This is a genomic window from Ruixingdingia sedimenti, assembly GCF_031432425.1.
In the GTDB taxonomy this organism is placed as follows: Bacteria; Pseudomonadota; Alphaproteobacteria; order Rhodobacterales; family Rhodobacteraceae; genus Ruixingdingia; species Ruixingdingia sedimenti.
The window spans coordinates 99,423-122,268 of the sequence record NZ_JAVKPH010000001.1; the positions used below are offsets into that span (position 1 = coordinate 99,423).

The window sequence follows — 22,846 nt, forward strand, 5'->3', positions numbered from 1 at the left end:
CGGGGGTCCGCCCGCGGGGTTCATTCCAGCGCGGCGAAATAGGCGGCAAGCGCCGCGATCTCGTCGTTCGACAGCCGCCCGGCCATCATCTGCATCACCGGATGGGGGCGCAACTTCTGCTTGTAGGCATGCATGGCGACCACAAAATCCTCTTCGGGCCAGTGGGTGATCGAGGGGATGCCCTGATCGGACCCGTCGCGCTGATGGCAGGTGGTGCATTCCGACGACAGGTATTCGCCATAGTCCGGGTCGCCCTCGATGGCGAGGATGGCGGGGTCGAGGCCCGGTTCGGTCTTGCGGGCGGTCGGTTCGGCCTCGGGGATGTTCTGCGGCCGGTCGGACCATTCGCGCAGGAAGGCCAGCAGCGCGCCCCGCGCGGCATCGTCGGCCAGCCCGCGATAGTTCATCCGCGTGCCCGACACCAGCGCCTTGGGGTTCCTGACATAGGCGTCGAGCGTGTCGAGCGTCCATGTCAGGCCATCGGCGCCCATGCGCGCCATGCTTTTGGAATATTTGAAACCGGGGGCCGCCCCCGCGCGCCGCCCGAAGATGCCGTTCAGCTGCGGCCCGATCCCGTTCGGCGCGCCCTGCCCGACCTTGTGGCAGGCCGAACACTGGCGCTTGAACACGGTCGCGCCGCGGTCGGCATCGCCGATTTCCTCGGCCGCGGCGGGGGCGCCCCCCGCCACGGCCAGCACCAGCGCGACAAGGCCCGCGCGCAGTGCCATGTCAGTCCCCGAAGGTCGCAAGATAGGCGATGACGGCCGCGCGTTCCCCGGCCTTCTTCAGGCCCGCGAAGGCCATCTTGTTCTTGGGCATGAAGCCCTTGGGATCGGCCAGATAGGCGTCGAGGTTCGCCGCGTCCCAGACCATCCCGCCCGCGCCCGCATCGGCCATCGGCTTGGAATACTTGAAGCCCTCGACCGTGCCAACGGTGCGGTTGACGATGCCGTTCAGCAGCGGCCCGGTGCCGTTCTTGGCGTTGTCGCCGACCTTGTGGCAGGCGGCGCATTTCTTGAACACCTTTTCCCCCTCGGCCAGCAGCGCGGGATCCGCCGCCGCATGGGTGGGGGTATCCTCCGCCTCTGCGGGTTCCTCGGCCGCGGGCTCGGCCGGTTCCGCCGCCGGGGCCGCATCCGCCGCCGCCATGCGCAGGTCGGGCATCGTGCCCGCCGGGCGGCCATCGGGATCTTCGGGCGTCACGTTCAGGTCCACCGCGCGTTTCGTGACCTCTGGCGCCGTGGTGCGGCAATCGGTCATGCAGGGTTCGGCCCGGAACAGGGGATATTCGGTTTCCGGCCGGTCGTCGACATAGAACCCCTCGACATTCGGCAGCACGATTTCGGCGAAATTCGCGTCCGACAGCACGAAATCCTCGTCCACCAGCCCGTTCGAGTAGAGAAGGAAGGCCGTGATCGCATAGGTTTCATCCGCCGTCACCGTCTGCGCCGCCCCGAAGGGCATCGAGCGGTGGACGTAATCCCAGACCGTCGACAGATAGGGCCAGTAGCTGCCGATGGTCTTGACCGGGCGCGGGTCCGTCAGGCTGCCCTCGCCCCCCGACAGCGCGGGCCAGCTGTCCAGCCCTTCGGCGAATTCGCCATGGCAGGCGGCGCATTTTTCCGCGAACACCTCGTCCCCGGTCATCACATCGCCCGAGCCGGGCTTGAGCCCGCGCCCGTCGGGCAGCACGGCCACGTCCCAGGCGGCGACTTCCTCGGGCAGCGCGGGGCGGCCGAGGCCGAGCGGTCCGGCCAGCGCAGGCGCGGCCAGAAGCGGCAGAAGGGCGGCGCCGAGGGCCAGGTTACGCGATTTCGACATTCTCGACCTCTCCGTCGGCGCGGACCCACCAGACCTGGATCCCGTTGTTGTGATAGACGCTGTTGGGGCCGCGGATGTCGCGCAGCGCCTGTTTGGTGGGCTGGACATAGCCGGTTTCATCCACCGCGCGGGACATGATGAACATCTCTGCCCCGTCCCAGTCCATGTCATAGTGGAACCGCGTCAGCGCCTTGGATTTCGCGTCGCCGGAAATCCGCGCCTCGGCCCAGGTCCTGCCGCCATCGACCGACACGTCCACCCGGGTGATCGCGCCATTGCCCGACCACGCCAGCCCGGTGATGACCAGCGGCCCCTTGCCATGGCGGATCGGCACCTGCGGCGAGGGCGAGGTGATGACCGATTTCGCATCCATCACCCAGGTCCATTTCCGCGCCCGCCCGTCCGGCATCAGGTCGGTGTATTTCGAGGTTTCCTCGCGGCTTTCCACCGCGCGGTCATAGACCCCGATGCGGCGCAGCCACTTGATCCACATGTTGCCTTCCCAGCCCGGCACCACCAGCCGGACGGGATAGCCATGTTCCTTGCGCAACGCCTCGCCATTGGCGAAGAAGGCGACCATCACGTCGTCCATCGCCTTTTCCAGCGGGATGGACCGGCCGTTCGACGACGCATCCGCGCCCTCGACATAGATCCACTTGCCCTCGGGCTGGACCCCCGCCTCTGCCAGCAGGTCGCGCAGCATGACGCCGGCATATTCCATGTTGTGGATCATGCCCTGCGTGAACTGGCAGCCTTCCAGCTGCGCGCCACCCCATTCCATCCCGCCGTTGGCCGCGCATTCGCAAAAGGCGGTCATCACACGGCGGGGAAAGCGGGTCAGATCCTCGTAGGTAAAGACCAGCGGCCGGTCCACCAGCCCGTTGATCATCAGCCGGTAGTCCTGTTTCGACAGTTCGATGGCGCCGGAATGGTGCCGCTCGAACGCGACGCCCTGCGGGGTGATCGTGCCTTCCAGCGCGTGGATCGGGGTGAAGTTGATCGAACTGACGGGGCTTTCCGTCAGCCATTCCACATTGCGGCGGACCACATGGGATTCGAACCGGATCGGCATGCCGTAGGGGACTGCATCCACCGGGTCGCCGAAGCTGCTGGCCCAGTCCTGCACCTCTGTGATCAGGGGATCGGGGGTGGCGGCGCGGGCGGCGGTGCCGGCCACCAGCCCGGCGCCGGCCAGCGCGGTGCCGCGCAGAAAACCGCGGCGCGAGGGGCCGCTTGCGGGTTCGTCGGTCATGGCGAACGCTCCTTCGTCAGATCCCGGTCACGCGGACCGAGGTGTTGGGTTCCAGCCGGACGGTGCCGATCTTGCGGATATGGCTTTCGACCACATCCCAGATCTGGGGCCCTTCGGTGCCTTCGTTGACACTGGCCCATCCGGCGACGGTGTAGGATTTGGCCGCCTCGATCGCCGCGCCGGTATCGGACAGCACCATGTCGGTGATCCGCTCGCCGATGGGTTTGCCGATGTCGATGGCGAAGCCGAGCCCGCCGACGCGCACCATGTCGCCGCCCTGCTGATAGTAGGGATCGGGGTTGAAAAGGTTGTCGGCCACATCCTCGAGGATGGTTTTCAGCATCTCGCCCGTCATCTCGGTCCGGTAGCAGGCGCCGTAGGTCATCGAGGTGACGTTGTGGATATCCTCGCGCGTGATCGCGTCGCCGGGCAGCAGCGACGGCCCCCACCGCACGCCGGGCGACATGGCGATCTGCGCGTCGCGCTCGCTGCGGATCGCGTCGCAGATCAGGTCGTCCCATGTGCCGTTGAAGTTGCCGCGGCGGTAGAGCAGGCTTTCGGTGGTGCCGACCTGTTCTTCCAGATCCGCCTTGAAGGGCTCCCGTTCGGCCTCGATCAGCGCGGCCATGTCGGGGTCGGGGGCGATCACGTCGGAAAAGATCGGGATCAGCTTGTGGCGGAAGCCCATCATGCGGCCGTCGCGCACATCGAGATCCACGCGCGACACGAACTTGCCGTTGGACCCGCTGGCGATCAGGATCGTGTCGCCGACGATCACGGGTTCGGGCACGGCGTCGTGGGTATGGCCGGTCAGGATCACGTCGATGCCCTTGACGCGGCCGATCATCTTCTTGTCCACGTCGAAACCGTTGTGCGACAGGCAGACGACCAGATCGACGCCCGCGGCGCGCACCTCGTCCACCACCTGCTGCATGCGTTCTTCACGGATGCCGAAGCTGTATTCGGGGAACATCCAGCGCGGGTTGGCGATGGGCATGTAGGGAAACGCCTGCCCGATCACGGCGATGCGCTGGCCGGCGCGTTCGAAGATCTTGTAGGGCTCGAACGCCGGTTCGTCCCATTCTGCGTCGAAGATGTTCGCGCCGAGGAAGGGGAAGTTCAGTTCGCCCTCCACGATTTCCTTCACCCGCTCGGTGCCGTAGGTCCATTCCCAATGGCTGGTCATCGCATCGGTGCCGAGCGCGTTCATCACGTTCACCATGTCCTGCCCCTTGGTGAGGAAGCTGGTCATGGACCCGTGCCAGGTATCGCCCCCGTCGAGCAGGATCGAATCGGGCCGCGCCGCGCGGATCGCCTTGACCACGGTGGCCACCCGGTCCATCCCGCCCATCCGGCCATAGGCGCGGCCAAGGGCGGTGAAATCCTCGTGCGTCAGCGCGTAAGCCTCGGGCGATTGGGGTTTCAGGCCGAACATCTTGATGAAATCGGCGCCGGTCACATGCGGCGGCTGACCCTTGGCCCCGCCGACGCCCAGGTTGATTTCCGGTTCGCGGAACCAGATCGGGCGCAGTTGCGCGTGGATGTCGGTGATGTGGATCAACGTGACATTGCCGAAATCGTCGAACTGCAACAGTTGGTCCTGCGTCAGCGCCTGCTGCGCGGCCAGCCGCGACCAGTTGCCAAAGCCCGACAGGCCGACGATGGCCGAGGCCGCCACCGAAGCCTGAAGGAATTCGCGGCGGGTGATCATCGCCTTCTCCTTGCCTTGCGGAATGACCGGTCCGGTCGCGCAGGCGCGGCGGACGGTTGTCTTCGTCTGTTGTTACGGATGGGAAACCGGCCCCCGCGCGGGGGCCGGCGAAAGTCAGTGCCGGACGGACACGCCCTCGATGCTCAGCCCGTTGCCGCGCGAGGCGACGTAAAGCTCCAGCGCCTTGAACTCGTCGGACCCCGCCTTGAAGGTTTCCGCCCGCGTGTCGCGGACGCAGCCCACGAACCGCTGCTGCGCGCTGACCATGCCCGCGTCCTTCAGCCGGTAGGTCGGGAAGCCGTTGATCTGCCCCTGGCTCAGGTGGTCGGCGCGGATCATCTTGCCCTGCTGGTCCTCGTGGCAGTTGGCGCAGGCCATTTCCAGCTGGCCGTAGCGGGTATAGTAGATCTCCTTGCCCTGTTCCCAGAACGGGGCGGCGGGGCCGTCGATGGCGACATTCACCACCTCGCCGCGCGACTGCATGGAAATCAGCGCCAGCATGTCCTTCATCTTGTCGCCGGTGGTGCCCCAGGCCTCCAGCCCCATGCGTTCGGTGACGCAGGCGTTGACGTAGTTTTCCAGGATCATCAGCTTGCCGGTCTTTTCGTCCACCCGCGGCAACACCGCGCGCAGGCCCTTCATGCTTTCCGGCCCCTGATGGCATCCGGCGCAGGATTCGCCGTTCTTGCCCTGGGCGGCATTCCAGCTGTCGAGCCCCCGGTCGGCGAACACCATGCCGGGGTTGTCGAAATCGTCGCGCTGCAGATCGCGCGTCTCGTCCTCGCGGAAATGCCAGCCGGACCAGATCGTGTCCATCACATCCTGCAAATGGGCGGGCGCAGCGGTGGTCGTGACCAGTTCGATCTGGCCCTCGTCGGTTTCGATCACCAGCGTGTCCTCGACCGGATCGGCCATGGCCCCGCCCGCAAGGGCGAGGCTGAACACGGTGGCGGCAAGTCTCATGTGGCTCTGGCGCTGCATGATGTCTCCTCCCTCGACCTGCGGCGCTCAGGCGATTTCGATGGGCTTCACGTCCTCGTAGACGGAGCCGTCGTCATCGTACCAGGTGAACTTGAACTCGCCCGCCGCATCGACCTTGGCGGTGAATTCGAAATAGGGGTTGGTGGACACCGCCGGGTCGATCGCCACATCCACCACATTCGCGCCGTTCAGGTCGCAGGTGAAGCGGTTGATGATCGAGCGCGGGATCACATTGCCCGAACTGTCCTTGCGCTGGCCCGATTCCATCTTGTGGCTGATCAGCGCCTTGATGACGACGACCTCGCCGGCCTTGGCCGATTTGGGAACCTTCACGCGGGGTTTTGCATCCGATGCCATGTTGTCTCTCCTGTTCCCTGGGTCTCAGCCGCCGCAGCCGCCGATGGTGACCTTGACGGTCGCCTGCGCCTGCACGATGGACCCGTCAGCCATCTTGGCCAGCGCGATCACGTCCTGCGTCTTGGCCAGGCGGATGCGGGTGGCGGCCATCTGGCTGCCCGCGGCGGGGCCGAAGGTGAAGGTCGCCACCGCCGGTTCGGGGTTGCCCGCGGCCAGCAGCATGATCGCCACCGCGCCCGGCGCCTCGACCGACACCGGCACGGTATTGCCGTTTTCCGCGATCTCGGGCGTGGTCAGGGTGATGCCGCCGGTACCGGCCGCCGCCCCGCCGGTGAAGGCCGCGGTCAGTTCATCCACCGTCTTCGACAGCGCGGGCGTCGCCAGCACGGCCGAGGCGAGGCCGCCCAGCCCGACCCACAGGGCTTCTCGTCTGGAAAGGTTCATGGTCGTCTCCTTAACGCTTGGGGCCCGTCACTCTTTGAGGGTGAGCAGATAGGCCACGACATCCTCGATCTGCTGGGCGGTGAGAATCGGCGGCAGCGCGGCTTCGGGCGCCTTGCCGGTGTATCCGTCGCCGGGGCGGACGAAGCCCTCGGTCTTGTAGAAGGCGGGCATGAAGCTGCCTTCGAAGGTCATCTTGGCGTTGGTGACGATGCCGCGCAGTTCGGCCTCGGTCCAGCGGTCGGCCGCGCCGTCGAGCGCGGGGCCGATGTCGCCGGGAAACTGCACGTCCGGCAGCGCCGCGATCTGGTGGCAGGCCACGCAATTGCCGAGCGCGGCGGTGGTCATCACCTTCACGCCCTCTTCCGGGTTGCCCGGCGTGCCGGACAACGAGACCTCGACCGCGCCATCGGCAAAGACGACTTCCGTGGGCGCCGTTTCCGACGCCGCGGGCATTGCCGTCGCGGCGGCCAAGGCCAGGGCCAACACTGCTGGCGGGCACAGCTGGCGAGTCATGCGATCCTCCCTGATCTTTGTCCGGTGCAGGATAGGCTGCGGCGAGGTGTCGCGCAATAGAAACATATGTATTCGTGAATATTCATATGTACGCGAGTTTCTGCGCCCGCCCTGCCGCGGCGCGGCGCCTAGTCTGCCGCTTGCAGCCGGCCGGCCAGAAACCGCTGGAAATGCTCGCCATTTTCGTAACCATGGTCGCGCACCCAGGTCAGCAGCGCCTCTGTCGTGCCGGGGCCGAAGGCGCCGGGCATCATCGCCACGGCGGCATCGGCGGTGGTTTCCCCCTCGGGCACCTCTTCGGGCAGGAAGATCAGCGTGGGCGTGAACATCACCCCCCACCGCACCGCCATGTCCTTTTCCGACAGCGCGGTGCCGTCGAAATCCGTCGCCTCGACATCGCCGAACAGATTCATCTGCACGACGAAGTAGTGGTCGCGGATCAGCGCGTCGATCTGCGGTTGGGGAAAGACCTCTTCGTGCATCTTCTTGCAATAGATGCAGCCGCGCTGTTCGACGATGATCAGCAGCCGCTTGCCCTCTGCATTGGCCTCGGCCAGATCCTCGCGCAGGTCCTTGAAGGTCTCGCGCAGCCAGTCGGGCTTGTGCAGCCCGTCATCGCCCAGATCGGCCGCGGCGACCGGCAGGGCGACAGCAAGGGCAAGCGCGGCGGCGAGGGGGCGCAGAAAGGCCATGGCGAAAACTCCTACTTCAGTGTGGCGGACCAGTCGAAATTGCGGATCATCCAGTCGGCGATCAGGTTGACGGAATTGGTGACGATCAGCAGGCCGAAGACGATCAGCATCACCCCCATCGCCTTTTCCACATAGCCCATCATCGCCCGGTGCCGCGCGACCCAGCCGAGGAACGGCCCCGCGAACAGCGCGGCGACGACGAAGGGCAGCGTCATGGACAACCCATAGACCAGCAGCAGCGCCCCACCGCGCCAGATCTCTCCCATCCCGCCCGCGACCATCAGGATCGCCGCCAGCGCCGGGCCCACGCAGGGCGTCCAGCCGAACCCGAAGGCCAGCCCCATGACGAAGGCGCCGATCAGCGTGGTGGGCTGGCTGTCGGCCTGCACCCGCGCCTCGCGGTAGAACAACCCGATGCGCAGCACGCCCAGGAAATGCAGCCCGAACAGGATCAGCACCCCGCCCGCGACCCAGGACAGCGGTTCCTTCCAGCGCAGGAACACCTGGCCGAGCGCGGTGGCCCCCAGCCCCAGCAGCACGAAGATCGTGGTGACGCCCAGGGCAAAGGCCACCGCCTGGATCACCAGCCGCCGCTGCGCCCCCGGGGCGATCGCCTCGCCCTCGCGCAACTCCTTCACCGACAGGCCCGCCATGTAGGACAGGTAGAACGGCACCATCGGCAGGATGCAGGGCGACAGGAACGACAGAAGCCCCGCCAGCGCCGCACCGCCGAAACTGATTTCCAGCATCCGTACCCTCCCGACACGGTGGATTGCCCGGAGGGGCAAATCATATTAGGATATTTCTATCTACTTATGATTCTGTCAATGACACCTCGCCTCGCCCCCCTCGCGTTTTGCGCAGCCCTCGCCCTGCCCCTGCCCGCCCTGGCGGCAGAGCTGGAATTGCTGATGTTCGAACAGCCCGGCTGCATCTACTGTGCCCGCTGGAACGCCGAGATCGCCCCCGAATATCCCCTGACCGACGAAGGCCGCGCCGCGCCCCTGCGCCGGCTGCAACTGCGTGCGCCCCTGCCCGAGGGCCTGACGCTCGACCGTCCCGCCACCTTCACGCCGACCTTCGTGCTGGTCGCGGACGGCGCCGAGACCGGCCGGATCGAGGGCTATCCGGGCGAGGATTTCTTCTGGCCCCTGCTGTCGGCGCTGATCCGCGAGGCAGAACCCCCGCCCGACTGACGCGCAGGGCCGCCCGGGGCGACCAATCCGCGCGCGGCTGTCGGTTTTCGTTGCAGAAACCGCGCCTGCACCGCATCAAGGGGCCGAACCTGACCGGAACAGCCCCTTGAACGACGCCGCCCACGACATGAGCCCGGAAATCCCCGCCGCCGACACGCAGGCGCTGATCGCGCAGGCCGGCGAGGCGGCGAATTTCCTCAAGGCACTGGGCCATGACGGGCGGCTGACGATCCTGTGCCACCTGTGCGCCGGGCCCAAGAGCGTGACCGAGCTTGAAAACCTGCTGTCCTCGCGGCAGGCTGTGGTCAGCCAGCAACTGGCGCGCCTGCGGCTGGAGGGACTGGTCAGCGCCCGGCGCGAAGGACAGGCGATCTATTATTCGATTCTCGACCCGAAGGTGGTCGAGATGGTCGCGCTTCTGGCACGGCTGTTCGGCCCGGCGGGCTGACCGGCGGCAGGGCGCAAGGGAGGGGTTATGGAAGAGCTTCCGTTCGGCGTTCTGGCGGCCCTTGTGGGGCTTTGCGGCGGCATCGTGCTGGGGCTCGCCGCGCGGCTGGGGGATTTCTGCACCCTCGGCGCGCTGGAAAGCGCGGTCTACGGCAAGGATCAGCGGCGGCTGCGGCTCTGGGGCGTGGTGCTGGGGGTGGCGATCCTCGGCACCCAGTTCGGCGCCATGGCCGGGCTGATCGAGATCGGCGCGAGCTTCTACCATGCGATCGAATGGAACCCGCTGGCCTCGATCGTCGGCGGGCTGGTGTTCGGCTATGGCATGGCGCTGGCGGGCAACTGCGGCTTCGGCGCGCTGGTGCGGTTCGGCGGGGGCGACCTGCGCTCGCTGGTGGTGGTGGTGGTGATGGGCATCTTCGGCTTCATCACCCTGTCCGGGCCGCTCGGCCCGCTGCGCGCGGCGCTGTTCCCGCAGCCCGAGGCGATGGGGCCGCAGGGGATCGTGCACGACCTGACCGGCCTCACCGGCCTGCCCGCGGTGCTGATCGTGGCGGTGATCGGGTTCGGCTGCCTTGCCTGGGCGCTGTCGCATGCGCCGCTGCGCGCCGCGCCGGGCATGATCGCCTGGGGCGCGGCGGCGGGCGCGGCGGTGGTCTGGACCTTCCTTGGCACCAGTTGGATCTACGACGCGAGCCTCGGCGCGGTGGGGGTGGAGGGGCCATCCTTCACCGCCCCGGTCGGCCGCACGCTGATCTTCCTGATGACCTCGACCGCGGGCGGGATCACCTTTTCGGTGGGCTCGGTCGTGGGGGTGATGGTGGGCGCGCTGATCGGTTCGACCGTGCGCGGCCTTTTCCGGTGGGAAGCCTGCGAGGATCCGCGCGAACTCGGCCGTCAGGTGGGCGGGGCGGCGCTGATGGGGATCGGCGGGGTCACGGCGATCGGCTGTTCGGTGGGTCAGGGGGTGACGGCGATGGCGACCCTCGCCTGGTCGGCGCCGGTGACGCTGGCGGCGATCGTGGTGGGCGCGCTGGTCGGCCTGCGTCAGCTGATCGCCGGGTTCCAGCCGGAATAACCCCCGCCCGCTATCGCAGCACCGCCCGCACCGCCAGATCCGCAAGCCTGCCGAAGGGCGCGCGCAGCAGACGCGGCAGGTTCCAGCGGCCCTGGGCGAAGATGCCCTTGGCATGGCTCATGGCGCGGAACCCCTCGATCCCGTGATAGGCGCCCATGCCGCTCGGGCCGATGCCGCCGAAGGGCAGGTCGTCCTGCGCCACATGCATCAGCGTATTGTTGATGCCGACATTGCCCGAGGTCGTCCGTTGCAGCAGCCTTTCGCAGTCTGCGTCCCGGTCGCCGAAATAGTATAGCGCCAGCGGCCGCGGGCGGGCGTTCACCCGGGCGATGGCCGCGTCGATCGTGGCATAGGTCTGCACGGGCAGGATGGGGCCGAAGATTTCCTCGCGCATCAGCGCGCAATCCTCGGGCGGCCCAAGCACCAGCGCGGGGGCGAGCGTATGCGGGCGCGCCGCGGCGGTCTCGGGCCGGGGGCCGACCTCGACGACCTGCGCCCCCCGGGCGCGCGCGTCCGCCAGCAGGCCGGTCAGGCGCGCGTGGTGGGCCGCGCCGATGATCGACGTATAATCGGGGCTCGCCGGTCCGTCCGGGTAGAACCGCGCCACCGCCGCACCGTATTCCGCGACGAAACGGTCGAGGTCGTCCTCGTGCACCAGCGCGTAATCGGGCGCGACGCAGGTCTGCCCGCCGTTCGCCAGCTTGCCGAACACGAGGCTGTCCATCGTGCGGCGGCTGACATGGCCGCGCGCGATGATGGCCGGGCTCTTGCCGCCCAGTTCCAGCGTCAGCGGCACGAGGTTCTCGCCCGCCGCCTGCATCACCTTGCGTCCGACCGCCGTGCTGCCGGTGAACAGCAGATGGTCGAAGGGCAGGCGGCTGAAGGCGGCGCCCGTTTCGGGGCCGCCCCGGACCACCGCCACCTCGTCGGGCGCGAAGGTATTGGCAATCATCCCGGCGATCAGCGCGCTGGTGCGCGGGGTCAGTTCCGACGGCTTCAGCATCGCGCGATTGCCCGCCGCCAGCGCCGTCGCCAGCGGCACGAGCGTCAGCGACACCGGATAGTTCCAGGGCGCCATCACGCCCACGACGCCCTTGGGCTGATATTCGATCCAGGCGCGTCCGCTGCGATGGACAAGCGCGACATGCCGGCGTTCGGGGCGCATGAAGCGGCGCAGGTTGCGGTGCAGGTAGTCGATCGCCTGGATGACCGGAACCAGTTCGAGGATGTCGGTCTCGTGCCGCGACCTGTGGCCGAAATCGGCGCTGACCGCGCGGGCCAGATCGCGGCGCCAGGCAAGGGTCGCGGCGCGCAGGCGCGACAGCCGGTCCCGGCGCTGCGCCGCATCCGGCGCGCCCTCGGTCAGGAAGGCCCGGCGCTGGCGTTCCAGCAGCGCCGCCATGTCGGCCGTTTCGTCTGCCTGTGCGAAATCCGTCATCGTCCATCCCGCGAAAAGGGCCATCCGGGGCAGACTAGCCCTTGAACCGCGGTTCAAGGTCAAGCCCGAACTTCGCCGGCTTACGCCGCGTCCTGCCGGCGTTCGCGCAATTCGGCGATCAGCGCCTCGATCCGGCGTTTGCGGCCTTCGGCCTCGGCGATCAGGGCGGCAACGCTGTCCAGCTTGCGCGACAGCAGGCGGATCGCCTCGTCGCAGGAAATGGGATGCGCGCCCCCCGCGACCTCGACACTTGCGATTTCCTTCAGCGAGAAGCCCAGTCCCTGCGCCTGTTCGATGAAGCGCAGGATGGCGATCAGGTCGGCGGGATAATCGCGATAGCCGTTCGCGCCGCGCGCGGCCGGGGCGATGATCCCGCGCCGTTCGTAGAACCGGATGCGCGAGGTCGTCACCCCCGCCGCCCGGGCGATGTCACCGATTTTCATGCCGGCCCCTTGACCTTCAACCTAGGTTCAAAGCCTATATCGCCTTGCGTCACGATTCAAAGGATCTGTCGCATGTCCGCACCCGCCGACGCCCCGTTGTTCCAGCCGCTTCGCCTGCCGAACGGGCAGGTCATCCCCAACCGCATCGCCAAGGCGGCGATGGAGGAAAACATGGCCGATGCCCGCCACCTGCCGGGTACCGCCCTGCGGCGGCTCTATCGCGCATGGGCAGGGGGCGGGGCGGGGCTGATCCTCACCGGCAATGTCATGGTGGCGCCCGATGCCGTCACCGGGCCTGCGGGGGTGATCCTCGATGCGGCGCAACCGCTCGGCCCGTTCCGCGAATGGGCCGAGGCGGGCCGGGCGAACGGCGCGCGGCTCTGGATGCAGATCAACCATCCCGGCCGCCAGGTCTTTGCCGCGACCAGCGCCGAGGCCCTTGCGCCCTCTGCGGTGCCGATGGCGATGGGGGGCTATGCCCGTATCTTCGCCACGCCCCGCGCGATGACGGAGGCCGAGATCGAAGAGGTCATCCGCCACTTTGCCGATACGGCGGCGCTGGCGGAACGGGCGGGGTTCGACGGCGTGCAGATCCATGCCGCGCACGGCTATCTGCTCAGCCAGTTCCTGTCGCCGCTGACCAACCGGCGCGGCGACCGGTGGGGCGGGCCGCTGGAAAACCGCGCGCGGCTGCTGGTCGGGATCGTCCGCGCCATCCGCGCCCGCGTGGCGCCGGGCTTCGGGGTGGGGGTAAAGCTCAACTCCTCGGATTTCCAGAAGGGGGGCTTTGCGGCGGAGGATGCGGTGGCCGTGGTGCGGATGCTGAACGCGCTGCCGGTCGATCTGGTGGAACTTTCGGGCGGCAGCTATGAAAGCCCGGCCATGCACGGCCGCCCCGCCGACCCCGGCACCCGCGCCAGCACCCATGCGCGCGAAGCCTATTTCGTCGATTTCGCCCGCGACGTGGCGGCGGTGGCGCAGATGCCCGTGCTGGTGACGGGCGGAATCCGCCGCCGCGCCACGGCAGAGGCGGCGCTGGCCCCCGAGAACGGCCGCCCCGGCGTCGCCATGGTCGGCCTTGCGCAGGCGCTTGCCTTTGCGCCCGACCTGCCGAACCGCTGGCGCGACGGCGAGGCGGTGGCCGAGGTGCCGGAGGTGCGCTGGAAAAGCCGTCTGGCCAGTCTGGCCACCATGGCGATGGCCAAACTGCAACTGCGCCGGTTGGGGGCGGGCAAGGCGCCGAAGCCCGGCGCATGGCCGCCCGCCGTTCTGGCCTGCGACCAGATCCGCACCTGGCACCGCAGCCGCCGCTATCGCGCCTGGTTGCGCGGGCGCGGGCAGACGTGAGAGGATGGGCCATGAAACGCATCCTGCATGTCGTCACCAACACCGGCCACTACGCCGACCCCGCGCATCCGACCGGCCTGTGGCTGTCGGAACTGACCCATGCCTGGGACATCTTCGCCGCCCGGGACCATGCGCAGGACATCGTGAGCCCGGCCGGCGGGCGCGTACCGCTGGAACCGCGGGCGCTGAAATGGCCGCTGCTGGATGCCTCGGCCCGCGCCTGGCTGAACGATCCGGCGCGGATGGCGCTGCTGGAAAACACCGCCGCGCCCGACCGGATCGACCCCGCCGCCTATGACGCGATCCATTTCACCGGCGGACACGGGGTGATGTGGGATTTCCCCGGCAGCGCCGGCCTGCAAGCGATCACCCGCGCGATCTGGGAACGGGGCGGCATCGTCGCCTCGGTCTGCCACGGGTATTGCGGGCTGCTGAACACCCGGCTGTCGGACGGCACGCCGCTGGTCGCCGGGCGGCGGCTGACCGGGTTTTCCTGGACCGAGGAAGTGCTCGCCGGGGTGGCGAAGATCATGCCCTATAACGCCGAGGCAGAGATGAAGGCCCGCGGCGCGCAGTACCGCAAGGCGATGCTGCCCTTCGTGCCGCATGTCGTCGCCGACGGGCGGCTGGTCACGGGGCAGAACCCCGGTTCGGCGAAGGCCACGGCGCGGCAGGTCGTCCGGCAGCTGACGGGGTGACGGCCCCGCGGAAGGGGCCGTCCGGCCGGCGGCCGGACGGCCGGTTCAGATATGCAGGCGCTGCATCAGCGCGGTTTCGTCGGTATCGGCCGCCCCGCGCAGCACCACGGCGCCGCGTTCGATCAGCAGGTAATTGTCGCTGACCGCCAGCGCCTCGTGCACGTTCTGCTCGACCAGAAGGACGATCACGCCCATCTCGCACATGTCGCGGATGATGCCGAAGACCTCGGCCACGATCATCGGCGCCAGCCCCTCGGAAGGTTCGTCGATCAGCACCACATCCGGTTTCGCCAGCATCACCCGCGCCATGGCGAGCATCTGCTGTTCGCCCCCCGAAAGCGTGGTGCCCGCCTGCCCCGCGCGTTCGGCCAGCCGCGGGAAACGGTCGAACACCGCCGCCAGCGGATCGCGCCCCGGCCTTTCGCGCAGGCCGAGAAGGCCCATTTCGAGGTTCTCGCGCACGGTCAGGCCCGGAAAGATCCGCCGGTCCTCGGGCACGAAGCCGAAACCCGCCCGGCACATCTCGTCGGGGGTCGAACCGGCAAGCTCGCGCCCGCCGAACCGGATGCTGCCGGACGAGGGTTTCAGCCACCCCGCGATGGTCTTGAGCAGCGTGGTCTTGCCGACGCCGTTGCGGCCGAAGATGCCGACGACCTCGCCCGGTTCGGCCCGCAGGTCGATACCCTGGAGAACGTGGCTCAGCCCGTAATGGGTGTTCAACCCGGTGATTTCCAGCGTCATGGTCTATCCCTGTCCGAAATAGGCGGCCTGGACCGCCGGATCCGCCCGCACCTCGGCGGGCGTCCCCGCGGCGAGGCGGCGGCCCTGGTGCATGACCACCACATGGTCCGACAGCGACATGACAAGGCCGATGTCGTGTTCGATCAGCAGGATGGTCACTTCCTTGGTCAGGCCGCGGACAAGCCGGGCGGTATCCTCGGTGTCCTGATGGCTCATGCCCTGGGTCGGCTCGTCCAGCATCAGCACGCGCGGCTCGCTCGCCAGGCACATGGCGATTTCCAGCCGGCGCTGTTCGCCGTGCGACAGCGCCTTGACGGGTTCGTGGATCTTGGGGCCGAGCGCGAAACGCTCGACCAGTTCCTCGACCTTCAGCGCCGCGCGGCTGGTGCGCGACAGCGGCCGGAAGATCGCGCCCGGCGGGTCCAGCACCTGGGCGGCCAGCCGCAGGTTCTCGCGCACGGTCATGTCGAAGAACAGGTTGGTGATCTGGAACGACCGCGCAAGGCCCGCCCGCTGCAACCGCGCGGGCGACAGGCCCGTGACATCCCGGCCCTCCAGCCGGACCCGGCCGGCACCGGGCCGGATCGCGCCCGAGATCAGGTTGAACAGCGTGGTCTTTCCGGCGCCGTTCGGCCCGATCACCGTGGTGATCGCCCGCGGCGCGGCGCCGAAGCTGACCCCGTCCACCGCCTTGAGGCCGCCGAAGGCGATGCCGAGGTTCTCGACGGCCAGCACGTCGCCGGCGGAATGATGGGCGGCGTTCATCGCAGGGCTCCTTTCGCGGCGGCGGCCTCTGCCCGCGCCTCGCGCCGGCGCAGCGCGCGTTCCACCGGCGGCTTCACGCTGCCGATGATCCCGCGGGGCAGGAACAGGATCGAGGCCATGAAGATCAGGCCGATGAAGATGTGGTGATGTTCCGTCAGGCTGCCGATGAAGGACTTGAGAAAGGTGATCAGCATGGCCCCGAACAGCGCGCCCACCAGCGTGCCCGCACCGCCGACGATCACCATGACCACGGCATTGCCCGAGGCCGCGAAGAACATCAGTTCCGGCGACACGAAACCGCGCAGCATCGGATAGAGCGCCCCCGCGATCCCCGCGACCAGCGCCGCGATCACATAGGCCACCATCCGCGGCGCCCAGACCGAATAGCCCAGATAGCCCACGCGCTTTTCGTTGGCCTTGAGCGCCTGGATCACCCGGCCGAAGGGGGTGGACAGCAGATAGCCGATGGCGGCGTAAAGCAGGACGATGACGACCAGCGTCAGCAGGAAGAATTGCAGCGGATTTCCGGCATCGACGGTGGTCAGGCCCAGATCGATCTCCAGCACCGGCACGCCGATCAGCCCGTCCGACGCGCCGAGCGCGCGGGTGTTGTAGACGATGTTCGCCATGACCTGCGCCAGACCGAAGGTGATCAGCGCGAAATAGACGCCGCGCACCCGGTTGGCGATCAGCCCGCCGATCACGCCCGCCAGCAGGCTGGCCAGAACCGCGCCCCCCATGGCCAGCCAGAACGAGGGCGTGTCGCGCAGGATCAGCGTCGACACATAGGCCCCCACCCCGAAATAAAGCGCCTGGCCGAGCGACAGAAGCCCCGTATAGCCAAGCAGGATGTCCACCGAAAGCGCCAGCCCGCCGAGGATCAGCGCCTCGGTCGCGAGGCGGATCCAGAAGCTGTTGCCGGTGGCGGCAAAGGCGCCGGCGGCGGCCAGGACCGCCACGGCCATGACCGCGCCGATCAGGTGATTGGCCTTCATCGAGATGTCGAGGCGGTCATGCATGGCCGATCCTCCCGAAAATGCCCTGCGGGCGGAACATGAGAACGAGAACCATCACCCCGAAGACGAGCGGATCGGCCCAGACCGGCGAGATGAACAGCGCCGAGACCGCCTGCACCTGCGTCAGCAGCACCCCCGCGACCACCGCGCCCCAGATGGACCCCATGCCCCCCACGATCACCACGGTGAAGGCCAGCAGGATGAAATCGCGCCCCATGGTCGGAAAGACGGAATAAAGCGGCGCGAGCAGCACCCCCGCAAGCCCCGCCAGCGCGATGCCGAAGGCGAAGGCCCCCGAATAGACCCAGCCGACCCTGACGCCGAGCGAGGCCGCCATCTGCCGGTCGAAGGCCGCGGCGCGCACCATGGCGCCGAGCCGCGTGCGATAGACCACCAGCGCCACCGCGACGATCACCGCGATGCCGATGCCGATCAGGAACAGCCGGTAGGTCGGAATGACGATGCCCAGGAACTCGGTCGCGCCGGGCAGCGGATTGGCGGGGCGCTGCGTGTTCGGCCCGAAGAGGATCTTCAGCAGATCCTCGATGATCAGGCCGAGCCCGAAGGTCAGCAGCAGCGTGGAGACATGCCGGTCCGGCCCGTCATAGACGCGCCGGATCAGCAGCCGCTCGACCAGCACGCCCACGGGCACGAGGAAAAGCGGCACGAGCGCGATGAGCACCCAGTAGTTGAACCCGAGCGCCCCGAGCGCCAGGGCCCCGAAGGCCCCGACGGCATAGAACTCTCCATGGCTCATGTTGATGACATCGAGCAGGCCGAAGATGATGGTCAGGCCAAGCGCGACCAGGATCACCGAGATCCCGAGCGCCAGACCGTTCAGCATCTGCGGTGCAAGGACGAACTGCATATAATCCATGGGATTTCCGCCTGTCGGGGCCTCGCCTTCTCAGAACCGCTCGCAGAGGTCGGGGCCGATCGCATCCTCGCCCGCGACGGTGGAGCGGATGTCGAAGGCGCCGCCGGCGATCTCGACCACATACATCGGCTGCACGGCCTGATGGTCGCCGCCGCGGATCACCTTGACGCCCTGCGGCGTCTGCCATTCCAGATCGCGCAGCGCCGTGCGCACGGCATCGGTGCCGGTCTCGCCCGCCTTTTCGACCGCCGCCTTGTAGGCGAACAGCAGACCATAGCTGTCGGCGCCGTAAAGGTCGGGATCGGCGCTGTTCGCCTTGCGGAAGGCCTCGACGAAGGCCTTGTTCTCGGGCGTGTCGATCTGGACCGAATAGCCCACGCCGGTCAGGAAACCGTCCGCGGCCGCGCCGATGGCGTCGATGTTCTGCGCCGTCACCGTGCCAGAGGCGCCGAGGATGGTGAAGTTCTGCCGCAGGCCGAATTCTTCCAGCTGGGTGAAGAAGCGCACCGTGTCGTTGCCCGCGACCGAGGTATAGAGCACATCGGGCCGCGCCGCACGGATCGCGCCGAAATACTGGCTGTAGTCCATCGAATCCAGCGGCGCGAAGGTTTCGCCCACCGAACTGGCCCCGGCCTTTTCGGCGGCGGCGCGGAAGGCGGCCACGGTCGAACGACCCATCTCGTAGTCGGGGCCGAGGTAGTAGACCCTCGCCTCGGGGCGTTCGGCGGCGAGCCAGGCCACCAGCGCGGCCGATTGCTGGCCCGCGCGGGCGTTCACGCGGAACATGTTGGGCGAACACTGGGCGGTGGTGATCGAATCCGCGAAGGACACCGTGGTCGAGGCGAGGCGGTCGAACCGTTCGGCCACCTGCCCCACGGCGAGCGTCGAGCCCGAGTTGACCGTGCCGGTCAGGAAATCGACGTTATCGACCGAGAACAGCTTTTCGGCCTTCTGGACGGCGACGGCAGGATTGGCCTCCTCGTCCTCGAAGATGAGCTGGACCTGACGCCCGGCGATGCCGCCATTGGCGTTGATTTCCGCCGCGGCGAGTTCGACGCCCCAACGCACCTGCTGGCCGATGCCGGCATAGGTACCCGAAAGCGGCGTCAGCACGCCGATCCTGATCGGCCCGTCCTGGGCCATGGCCGCCCCGGCGATCAGCGCGGCAAATGCGGTGGTGGTGAAGAGTTTCATCGTTGTTCCTCCCTGTTGCATGTCGAACGGTCCGGCCCCGCGCCCTTCCGGCGCGCGCGGCCGGGGCCGTGGTTCAGCTTCCGGTGAAGCCCGGCTTGCGTTTTTCGTGAAAGGCCAGCACGCCCTCGCGGAAGTCGTCGGACTGGCGCAGGCGGGCATAGCAATGGCCCTCCATCTCGATCCCGGTCTGGACGGTGGCGTTCTCGCTGTCGTTGATCAGCTTCTTGGCGGTGCGCTGCGCCAGCGGCGAGAATTCGACCAGCTCGGCCACCAGTTTCGCCACCGCCGCGTCCAGCGCCGCCTGATCGGCCACGCAGTCGATGGCGATGCCCCAGTCCACCGCCTGCCGCCCGGTGATCCGGCGCGACAGCATGACGATTTCCTTGGTCCGCGCGATGCCGACGATGGCCTGCAACCGGGCAGAGCCGCCCGAACCGGGGATCTGGCCCAGCTTCTGTTCCGGCAGGGCATAGCGGCAGCTTTCGGTGACGATGCGGAAATCGCAGGCCAGCGAGATTTCGAACCCGACGCCGAAGGTATAGCCCTGGTTGGCGGCGATCACCGGCTTTGCCGCCCGTGCGGGGGCGGCCACGTTGTCGGCCAGGTGGCTGACATGTTCGGGCGAGGCGTCGAGGAAGCCCTTGATGTAGCCGCCCGACGAAAAGTTCTCGCCCTCGGCCCGCAGCACGATCACGCGCACCCGGTCGTCGGCGTCCAGCGCCTCGAAGGCGGCGCGCAGCTGGTCGCGCTGGCCCATGTTGATGACGTTCATCGGCGGGCGCGACAGGATGATGTCGCCGCGCTGTGCCGCCGCGTCGATCTCGATGCGGAAACCGTCGAGGTCTTTCAGGCGCGGGTCGGTGTGGTCGGTCATTCTGGTCTCCTTGAAAGTGATGCCGTCGGATCAGTCGGTGGTTCCGGGCAACGGCGTGTAGTCGCCAGCCAGCAGATTGCGCCGCAAAAGCTTGCCCACCGGCGATTTCGGAAGCGCGGCGACCAGGACATAGCGGCGGGGCCGCTTGAACGGGGCGAGCGCGGAGGCGCGGCAATGGGCGTCGAGCGCCTCTGCCGTCACTGCGCCACGCGGCACGACGAAGGCGGTGACGATCTGGCCCCACCGTTCGTCCGGCAGGCCGACCACGGCGCATTCGGCCACGCCCTCGTGCACGGACAGGCAGCTTTCCACCTCGACCGGGGCCACGTTCTCGCCGCCGGTGATCATCATGTCGTCCACGCGGCCGGTGACGAACAGGTCGCCCTCGGTGTCGAAGAAGCCCATGTCGCCGGTGAAGTACCAGCCTTCGCGCAGGGATTTCGCATCCGCCTCGGGGCGGCGCCAGTAACCCTCGAACGCCTCGTCGCCCGACAGGGTGGCGATGATCTCGCCCTCGGTCCCCGCGGGAACCACCGCCTCCGGGTCGCCCGAACCCATGCGCACCACCCGGATCTGCTGGTTCAGCCCCGCCTTGCCGGCCGAGCCGGGCTTGGACGGCGCGGCGGGGTGGATGGTGAAGGTATAGACCTCGCTCGAGCCATAGTGATTGACGAAAAGGTCGGGCCGGAACGCCGCCTCGATCCGCGCCATCAGCCCGTCGGTCATCGAGGCCCCGGCAAAGCCGAGCCTGCGCACCGAGGAAATGTCGGTCGCGGGGAAATCGGGATGGGCCAGCAGGTCGTGATAAAGCGTCGGCACCAGATAGAGGGCCGAGATGCGTTCCGCTGCGATCAGCCGCAATGCCGTCGCCACGTCGAAACGCGGCAGGCAATGGAAGGCGCCGTTCACCAGCGAAATCGACAGGAGCGAGCGCACTCCCATGGTGTGATAAAGCGGCATGACCCCGAGCGTGGCCTCGCCGCGCGGCATCAGGTTCTGCGCGACATGGGCCAGCGCCGCCGCCCGTTCGGCGCTGTGGCGGCGCGGCACGCCCTTGGGCTTCGAGGTGGTGCCCGAGGTATAGAGCATGAGCGACCAGTCCTCGGGGCTGGCCATGGGCAGGGCGTCGGGGGCGCTGGCGCCTGCGGCCTCGGCAAAGCCGATCACCCCCGGCTGCGGGGCGGCGCGCGCGGCAAGGCGCGGCAGGGCGCATGCGCGGGGAGAGGCGGCCACGGCCTCCGCCGCCGCGCCGTCATGGGCGAGGGCGGCGGCTTCGGCGTTTTCCAGCACGAAATCGAGTTCCTCGGCCGTGGCGCGCCAGTTCAGCGGCACCAGCATGATCCCCGCGAACTGGCAGGCCCAGTGCAGCGTCGCCGCCTCGGCGGTGTTCTGCATCACGCTTGCCAGCCGGTCGCCCCGCTTCAGCCCCATCGCGCCCAGGGCGGCGGTCACGGCCGAGATCTGCCGGAACCACGACTGGTAATCGAGACGGGTCGCGCCATCGGTCAGCGCAAGCGCCTTCGGATCGCGAGAGACGGAAGCCAGAAACGAGCGGCCAAGATCGAGCATCGACGAAATTCCCCATGCGTCCCGGGATCATCGGGGGGACGGCATGGCGGCGGATCCGGGCGCATCGCGGGCGCGCACCCGATCCGTTGCGCGGCCACGGCCGCGCGCCCCCCTGCCGGACTCTCCCGATGGTCCGGTTGGGGGCAGATTGCGTCGGCGGGCGGCGGGAAAGGAATGACGGAAAGTCGCGCGATTTACCCTGGCGTCTCAAAACCCGCCATAGCCGGCGTTTTCGGCCAGCCTGACCACGTTGCGGAACTGGCTGGGGGCCACGCCCGCGTGGTTGCGGAAGAAACGGGTGAAATGCGCCTGGCTGGAAAAACCCAGCCGTTCCGAAAGATCGCCGAAGCTTTCGCGCGTATGGGCGGCGGCATGGGCGGCGATCTCGAGCCGCAGCACGTTCAGGAACACGCGCGGCGTGACCCCGGTCGAGGCTTCGAACACCCGGAAGAAGTTCGCCCGGCTCATCCCGGCGGCGTCGGCCAGACGGTCGATGTTGTCGATATTGCCCGGCTCGTTCTTGATCACGCTGATCGCCTTGCGGATGCGCCAGTCGATCGACTGCGCCTGCGCCGCCTCGCGCAGGCCCGCGCCGACGCTGCGCCATTCCGAGAACCGCTCGATGGTGGCCAGCATGAGTTCGGCCAGCAGTTCCTCGTGCCGGTCGGTGGAGGTGGGGGCGTGGACCATGGAGGCGGCAAGCTCCACCGTGGCCTTGCGGATGCGGGGCGTGATCGTGCCGACCGGCGCGCTGAAGAACCCCGCGCCGCCGCTGGCCAGCCAGTTCGCACGGAACCCGGCAAGCCAGGACGGTTCTATATATAGCGCGAGGATCAGCGTCCGCGGCGCCGCCGGATCGTGCACATAGGCATGGGGCGTCCAGGCGTTGATCAGCACCGCCGTCTCGTCGGAAAGCGGCGCCACCACCTCGCCGACCAGAAAGCGCGTATCCGCCCCGTCCACCTTGAGCAGGACATGGCAATGCGGATGCGCATGGCGGACCAGGCTCTGGTCCATATCCAGCAGGGCGACACGGCCGAAGGGGCCGGAACGTATGCGCAGGGCGTCCGACATTCGGGCAGGATTACACGAAAACACGATCCTGCGCCAATCGCAATTCCGGCACGCCCCGCCCGCCCCGCCCCCGATCCGCCCCGCACCGGCCGCCGCAGCGGCCCCGGGGCGGCCTGCCATGGCGGGGGTTGGGGGTGGCTGCCGGGGCCGTGGGCGTGGGGCGTTTCAAAGGGAAAACAGCATCCTGCCCGCCACCGGACAGCGCCGCCGAAGCCGCGCGCGGGGCGCGCCGTTCCGCGGATCGGCAGTGGCGCGGCACGGCACGGCGCCCCCGGCGGGCGGGCATTTTGAGACTCCTCGGCAAGTCGCGATACGTCAGGG

The 22,846-nt window shown here is 68.3% G+C and carries 25 protein-coding genes; 5 read left to right on the top strand and 20 right to left on the bottom strand.

All coding sequences use genetic code 11. The features are described 5' to 3' along the window. Positions 1 to 20: 20 nt before the first annotated feature. The 10 genes from RGD00_RS00545 to RGD00_RS00590 form a co-directional block, all read right to left on the bottom strand. Positions 21 to 728 (bottom strand): c-type cytochrome, encoded by a 708-nt coding sequence (locus tag RGD00_RS00545; RefSeq protein WP_310455121.1) that lies wholly within the window; start codon positions 726 to 728, stop codon positions 21 to 23. A gap of 1 nt (position 729) precedes the next feature. Further along, a complete protein-coding gene (locus RGD00_RS00550) occupies positions 730 to 1,821 on the bottom strand; it encodes a c-type cytochrome (protein ID WP_310455122.1) in 1,092 nt (363 codons plus the stop codon). Continuing rightward, entirely contained in the window at positions 1,805 to 3,073 is a 1,269-nt protein-coding gene (gene soxC / locus RGD00_RS00555; protein WP_310455124.1) for a sulfite dehydrogenase, read from the bottom strand. The genes RGD00_RS00550 and soxC overlap by 17 nt, the downstream gene beginning before the upstream one ends. A gap of 16 nt (positions 3,074 to 3,089) precedes the next feature. Continuing rightward, the gene (soxB, locus tag RGD00_RS00560) at positions 3,090 to 4,784 is read right to left on the bottom strand and encodes a thiosulfohydrolase SoxB (RefSeq protein ID WP_310455125.1); all 1,695 of its coding nucleotides are present in this window, start codon (positions 4,782 to 4,784) and stop codon (positions 3,090 to 3,092) included. Positions 4,785 to 4,898: 114 nt separating this feature from the next. Then, positions 4,899 to 5,765, bottom strand: coding sequence for a sulfur oxidation c-type cytochrome SoxA (gene soxA, locus RGD00_RS00565; protein WP_310455126.1), 867 nt, complete (start codon positions 5,763 to 5,765; stop codon positions 4,899 to 4,901). A 27-nt stretch (positions 5,766 to 5,792) separates the two neighbouring features. After that, a complete protein-coding gene (gene soxZ / locus RGD00_RS00570; RefSeq protein ID WP_310455127.1) occupies positions 5,793 to 6,122 on the bottom strand; it encodes a thiosulfate oxidation carrier complex protein SoxZ in 330 nt (109 codons plus the stop codon). A 24-nt stretch (positions 6,123 to 6,146) separates the two neighbouring features. Next, entirely contained in the window at positions 6,147 to 6,566 is a 420-nt protein-coding gene (soxY, locus tag RGD00_RS00575; protein ID WP_310455128.1) for a thiosulfate oxidation carrier protein SoxY, read from the bottom strand. 27 nt (positions 6,567 to 6,593) lie between these two features. Beyond that, a complete protein-coding gene (gene soxX / locus RGD00_RS00580) occupies positions 6,594 to 7,079 on the bottom strand; it encodes a sulfur oxidation c-type cytochrome SoxX (RefSeq protein ID WP_425603321.1) in 486 nt (161 codons plus the stop codon). A gap of 128 nt (positions 7,080 to 7,207) precedes the next feature. Next, positions 7,208 to 7,771, bottom strand: a complete 564-nt coding sequence (locus RGD00_RS00585; RefSeq protein WP_310455129.1) for a SoxW family protein — start codon at positions 7,769 to 7,771, stop codon at positions 7,208 to 7,210. Positions 7,772 to 7,782: 11 nt separating this feature from the next. Continuing rightward, positions 7,783 to 8,520, bottom strand: a complete 738-nt coding sequence (locus RGD00_RS00590) for a cytochrome c biogenesis CcdA family protein (protein WP_310455131.1) — start codon at positions 8,518 to 8,520, stop codon at positions 7,783 to 7,785. 162 nt (positions 8,521 to 8,682) lie between these two features. On the opposite strand from RGD00_RS00590, the gene RGD00_RS00595 reads away from it, so the two are divergent. The 3 genes from RGD00_RS00595 to RGD00_RS00605 all read left to right on the top strand — a co-directional run bounded on the left by RGD00_RS00595 (position 8,683) and on the right by RGD00_RS00605 (position 10,489). After that, positions 8,683 to 8,967, top strand: coding sequence for a thioredoxin family protein (locus tag RGD00_RS00595; RefSeq protein WP_425603323.1), 285 nt, complete (start codon positions 8,683 to 8,685; stop codon positions 8,965 to 8,967). Positions 8,968 to 9,094: 127 nt separating this feature from the next. Next, positions 9,095 to 9,415: an ArsR/SmtB family transcription factor gene (locus RGD00_RS00600; protein WP_310455498.1), complete on the top strand. Its 321-nt coding sequence runs from the start codon at positions 9,095 to 9,097 to the stop codon at positions 9,413 to 9,415. 27 nt (positions 9,416 to 9,442) lie between these two features. Continuing rightward, positions 9,443 to 10,489, top strand: a complete 1,047-nt coding sequence (locus RGD00_RS00605; protein ID WP_310455135.1) for a YeeE/YedE family protein — start codon at positions 9,443 to 9,445, stop codon at positions 10,487 to 10,489. A gap of 10 nt (positions 10,490 to 10,499) precedes the next feature. Here RGD00_RS00605 and RGD00_RS00610 read toward each other — a convergent pair whose 3' ends face one another. Next, the gene (locus RGD00_RS00610) at positions 10,500 to 11,927 is read right to left on the bottom strand and encodes a coniferyl aldehyde dehydrogenase (protein WP_310455136.1); all 1,428 of its coding nucleotides are present in this window, start codon (positions 11,925 to 11,927) and stop codon (positions 10,500 to 10,502) included. 80 nt (positions 11,928 to 12,007) lie between these two features. Further along, positions 12,008 to 12,370 (bottom strand): MerR family transcriptional regulator, encoded by a 363-nt coding sequence (locus tag RGD00_RS00615; protein ID WP_310455137.1) that lies wholly within the window; start codon positions 12,368 to 12,370, stop codon positions 12,008 to 12,010. A 72-nt stretch (positions 12,371 to 12,442) separates the two neighbouring features. Here RGD00_RS00615 and RGD00_RS00620 point away from each other — a divergent pair, with 72 nt between their 5' ends. Beyond that, positions 12,443 to 13,717, top strand: a complete 1,275-nt coding sequence (locus tag RGD00_RS00620) for an NADH:flavin oxidoreductase/NADH oxidase family protein (protein WP_310455138.1) — start codon at positions 12,443 to 12,445, stop codon at positions 13,715 to 13,717. Positions 13,718 to 13,728: 11 nt separating this feature from the next. Continuing rightward, positions 13,729 to 14,415, top strand: coding sequence for a type 1 glutamine amidotransferase domain-containing protein (locus RGD00_RS00625; protein ID WP_310455140.1), 687 nt, complete (start codon positions 13,729 to 13,731; stop codon positions 14,413 to 14,415). Positions 14,416 to 14,460: 45 nt separating this feature from the next. Here RGD00_RS00625 and RGD00_RS00630 read toward each other — a convergent pair whose 3' ends face one another. The 8 genes from RGD00_RS00630 to RGD00_RS00665 all read right to left on the bottom strand — a co-directional run bounded on the left by RGD00_RS00630 (position 14,461) and on the right by RGD00_RS00665 (position 22,525). Next, on the bottom strand, positions 14,461 to 15,156 hold the full coding sequence (locus RGD00_RS00630; protein WP_310455141.1) for an ABC transporter ATP-binding protein: 696 nt from the start codon (positions 15,154 to 15,156) through the stop codon (positions 14,461 to 14,463). A gap of 3 nt (positions 15,157 to 15,159) precedes the next feature. Continuing rightward, positions 15,160 to 15,921, bottom strand: a complete 762-nt coding sequence (locus RGD00_RS00635; protein ID WP_310455142.1) for an ABC transporter ATP-binding protein — start codon at positions 15,919 to 15,921, stop codon at positions 15,160 to 15,162. Next, complete coding sequence (locus RGD00_RS00640; RefSeq protein ID WP_310455143.1) at positions 15,918 to 16,940, bottom strand: branched-chain amino acid ABC transporter permease; 1,023 nt, start codon at positions 16,938 to 16,940, stop codon at positions 15,918 to 15,920. Before RGD00_RS00640 ends, RGD00_RS00635 begins: the two co-directional genes overlap by 4 nt. Further along, positions 16,933 to 17,814 carry a branched-chain amino acid ABC transporter permease gene (locus RGD00_RS00645; protein WP_310455145.1) on the bottom strand — a complete coding sequence of 294 codons (882 nt, stop codon included), beginning with the start codon at positions 17,812 to 17,814 and terminating at the stop codon, positions 16,933 to 16,935. The genes RGD00_RS00640 and RGD00_RS00645 overlap by 8 nt, the downstream gene beginning before the upstream one ends. Positions 17,815 to 17,844: 30 nt before the next feature. Continuing rightward, entirely contained in the window at positions 17,845 to 19,008 is a 1,164-nt protein-coding gene (locus tag RGD00_RS00650; protein WP_310455146.1) for an ABC transporter substrate-binding protein, read from the bottom strand. Between the two features lie 73 nt (positions 19,009 to 19,081). Further along, positions 19,082 to 19,882 carry an enoyl-CoA hydratase/isomerase family protein gene (locus RGD00_RS00655; RefSeq protein WP_310455147.1) on the bottom strand — a complete coding sequence of 267 codons (801 nt, stop codon included), beginning with the start codon at positions 19,880 to 19,882 and terminating at the stop codon, positions 19,082 to 19,084. 30 nt (positions 19,883 to 19,912) lie between these two features. After that, positions 19,913 to 21,451, bottom strand: a complete 1,539-nt coding sequence (locus tag RGD00_RS00660; RefSeq protein WP_310455148.1) for an AMP-binding protein — start codon at positions 21,449 to 21,451, stop codon at positions 19,913 to 19,915. 207 nt (positions 21,452 to 21,658) lie between these two features. Further along, positions 21,659 to 22,525, bottom strand: coding sequence for an AraC family transcriptional regulator (locus tag RGD00_RS00665; RefSeq protein ID WP_310455149.1), 867 nt, complete (start codon positions 22,523 to 22,525; stop codon positions 21,659 to 21,661). Positions 22,526 to 22,846: the final 321 nt, after the last annotated feature.

Bases quoted from the DNA above. Each gene is read 5' to 3' on its own strand.
- RGD00_RS00545 (WP_310455121.1), bottom strand. From the start codon at position 728: ATGGCACTGCGCGCGGGCCTTGTCGCGCTGGTGCTGGCCGTGGCGGGG.
- RGD00_RS00550 (WP_310455122.1), bottom strand. From the start codon at position 1,821: ATGTCGAAATCGCGTAACCTGGCCCTCGGCGCCGCCCTTCTGCCGCTT.
- soxC (WP_310455124.1), bottom strand. From the start codon at position 3,073: ATGACCGACGAACCCGCAAGCGGCCCCTCGCGCCGCGGTTTTCTGCGC.
- soxB (WP_310455125.1), bottom strand. From the start codon at position 4,784: ATGATCACCCGCCGCGAATTCCTTCAGGCTTCGGTGGCGGCCTCGGCC.
- soxA (WP_310455126.1), bottom strand. From the start codon at position 5,765: ATGCAGCGCCAGAGCCACATGAGACTTGCCGCCACCGTGTTCAGCCTC.
- soxZ (WP_310455127.1), bottom strand. From the start codon at position 6,122: ATGGCATCGGATGCAAAACCCCGCGTGAAGGTTCCCAAATCGGCCAAG.
- soxY (WP_310455128.1), bottom strand. From the start codon at position 6,566: ATGAACCTTTCCAGACGAGAAGCCCTGTGGGTCGGGCTGGGCGGCCTC.
- soxX (WP_425603321.1), bottom strand. From the start codon at position 7,079: ATGACTCGCCAGCTGTGCCCGCCAGCAGTGTTGGCCCTGGCCTTGGCC.
- RGD00_RS00585 (WP_310455129.1), bottom strand. From the start codon at position 7,771: ATGGCCTTTCTGCGCCCCCTCGCCGCCGCGCTTGCCCTTGCTGTCGCC.
- RGD00_RS00590 (WP_310455131.1), bottom strand. From the start codon at position 8,520: ATGCTGGAAATCAGTTTCGGCGGTGCGGCGCTGGCGGGGCTTCTGTCG.
- RGD00_RS00595 (WP_425603323.1), top strand. From the start codon at position 8,683: ATGTTCGAACAGCCCGGCTGCATCTACTGTGCCCGCTGGAACGCCGAG.
- RGD00_RS00600 (WP_310455498.1), top strand. From the start codon at position 9,095: ATGAGCCCGGAAATCCCCGCCGCCGACACGCAGGCGCTGATCGCGCAG.
- RGD00_RS00605 (WP_310455135.1), top strand. From the start codon at position 9,443: ATGGAAGAGCTTCCGTTCGGCGTTCTGGCGGCCCTTGTGGGGCTTTGC.
- RGD00_RS00610 (WP_310455136.1), bottom strand. From the start codon at position 11,927: ATGACGGATTTCGCACAGGCAGACGAAACGGCCGACATGGCGGCGCTG.
- RGD00_RS00615 (WP_310455137.1), bottom strand. From the start codon at position 12,370: ATGAAAATCGGTGACATCGCCCGGGCGGCGGGGGTGACGACCTCGCGC.
- RGD00_RS00620 (WP_310455138.1), top strand. From the start codon at position 12,443: ATGTCCGCACCCGCCGACGCCCCGTTGTTCCAGCCGCTTCGCCTGCCG.
- RGD00_RS00625 (WP_310455140.1), top strand. From the start codon at position 13,729: ATGAAACGCATCCTGCATGTCGTCACCAACACCGGCCACTACGCCGAC.
- RGD00_RS00630 (WP_310455141.1), bottom strand. From the start codon at position 15,156: ATGACGCTGGAAATCACCGGGTTGAACACCCATTACGGGCTGAGCCAC.
- RGD00_RS00635 (WP_310455142.1), bottom strand. From the start codon at position 15,921: ATGAACGCCGCCCATCATTCCGCCGGCGACGTGCTGGCCGTCGAGAAC.
- RGD00_RS00640 (WP_310455143.1), bottom strand. From the start codon at position 16,940: ATGCATGACCGCCTCGACATCTCGATGAAGGCCAATCACCTGATCGGC.
- RGD00_RS00645 (WP_310455145.1), bottom strand. From the start codon at position 17,814: ATGGATTATATGCAGTTCGTCCTTGCACCGCAGATGCTGAACGGTCTG.
- RGD00_RS00650 (WP_310455146.1), bottom strand. From the start codon at position 19,008: ATGAAACTCTTCACCACCACCGCATTTGCCGCGCTGATCGCCGGGGCG.
- RGD00_RS00655 (WP_310455147.1), bottom strand. From the start codon at position 19,882: ATGACCGACCACACCGACCCGCGCCTGAAAGACCTCGACGGTTTCCGC.
- RGD00_RS00660 (WP_310455148.1), bottom strand. From the start codon at position 21,451: ATGCTCGATCTTGGCCGCTCGTTTCTGGCTTCCGTCTCTCGCGATCCG.
- RGD00_RS00665 (WP_310455149.1), bottom strand. From the start codon at position 22,525: ATGTCGGACGCCCTGCGCATACGTTCCGGCCCCTTCGGCCGTGTCGCC.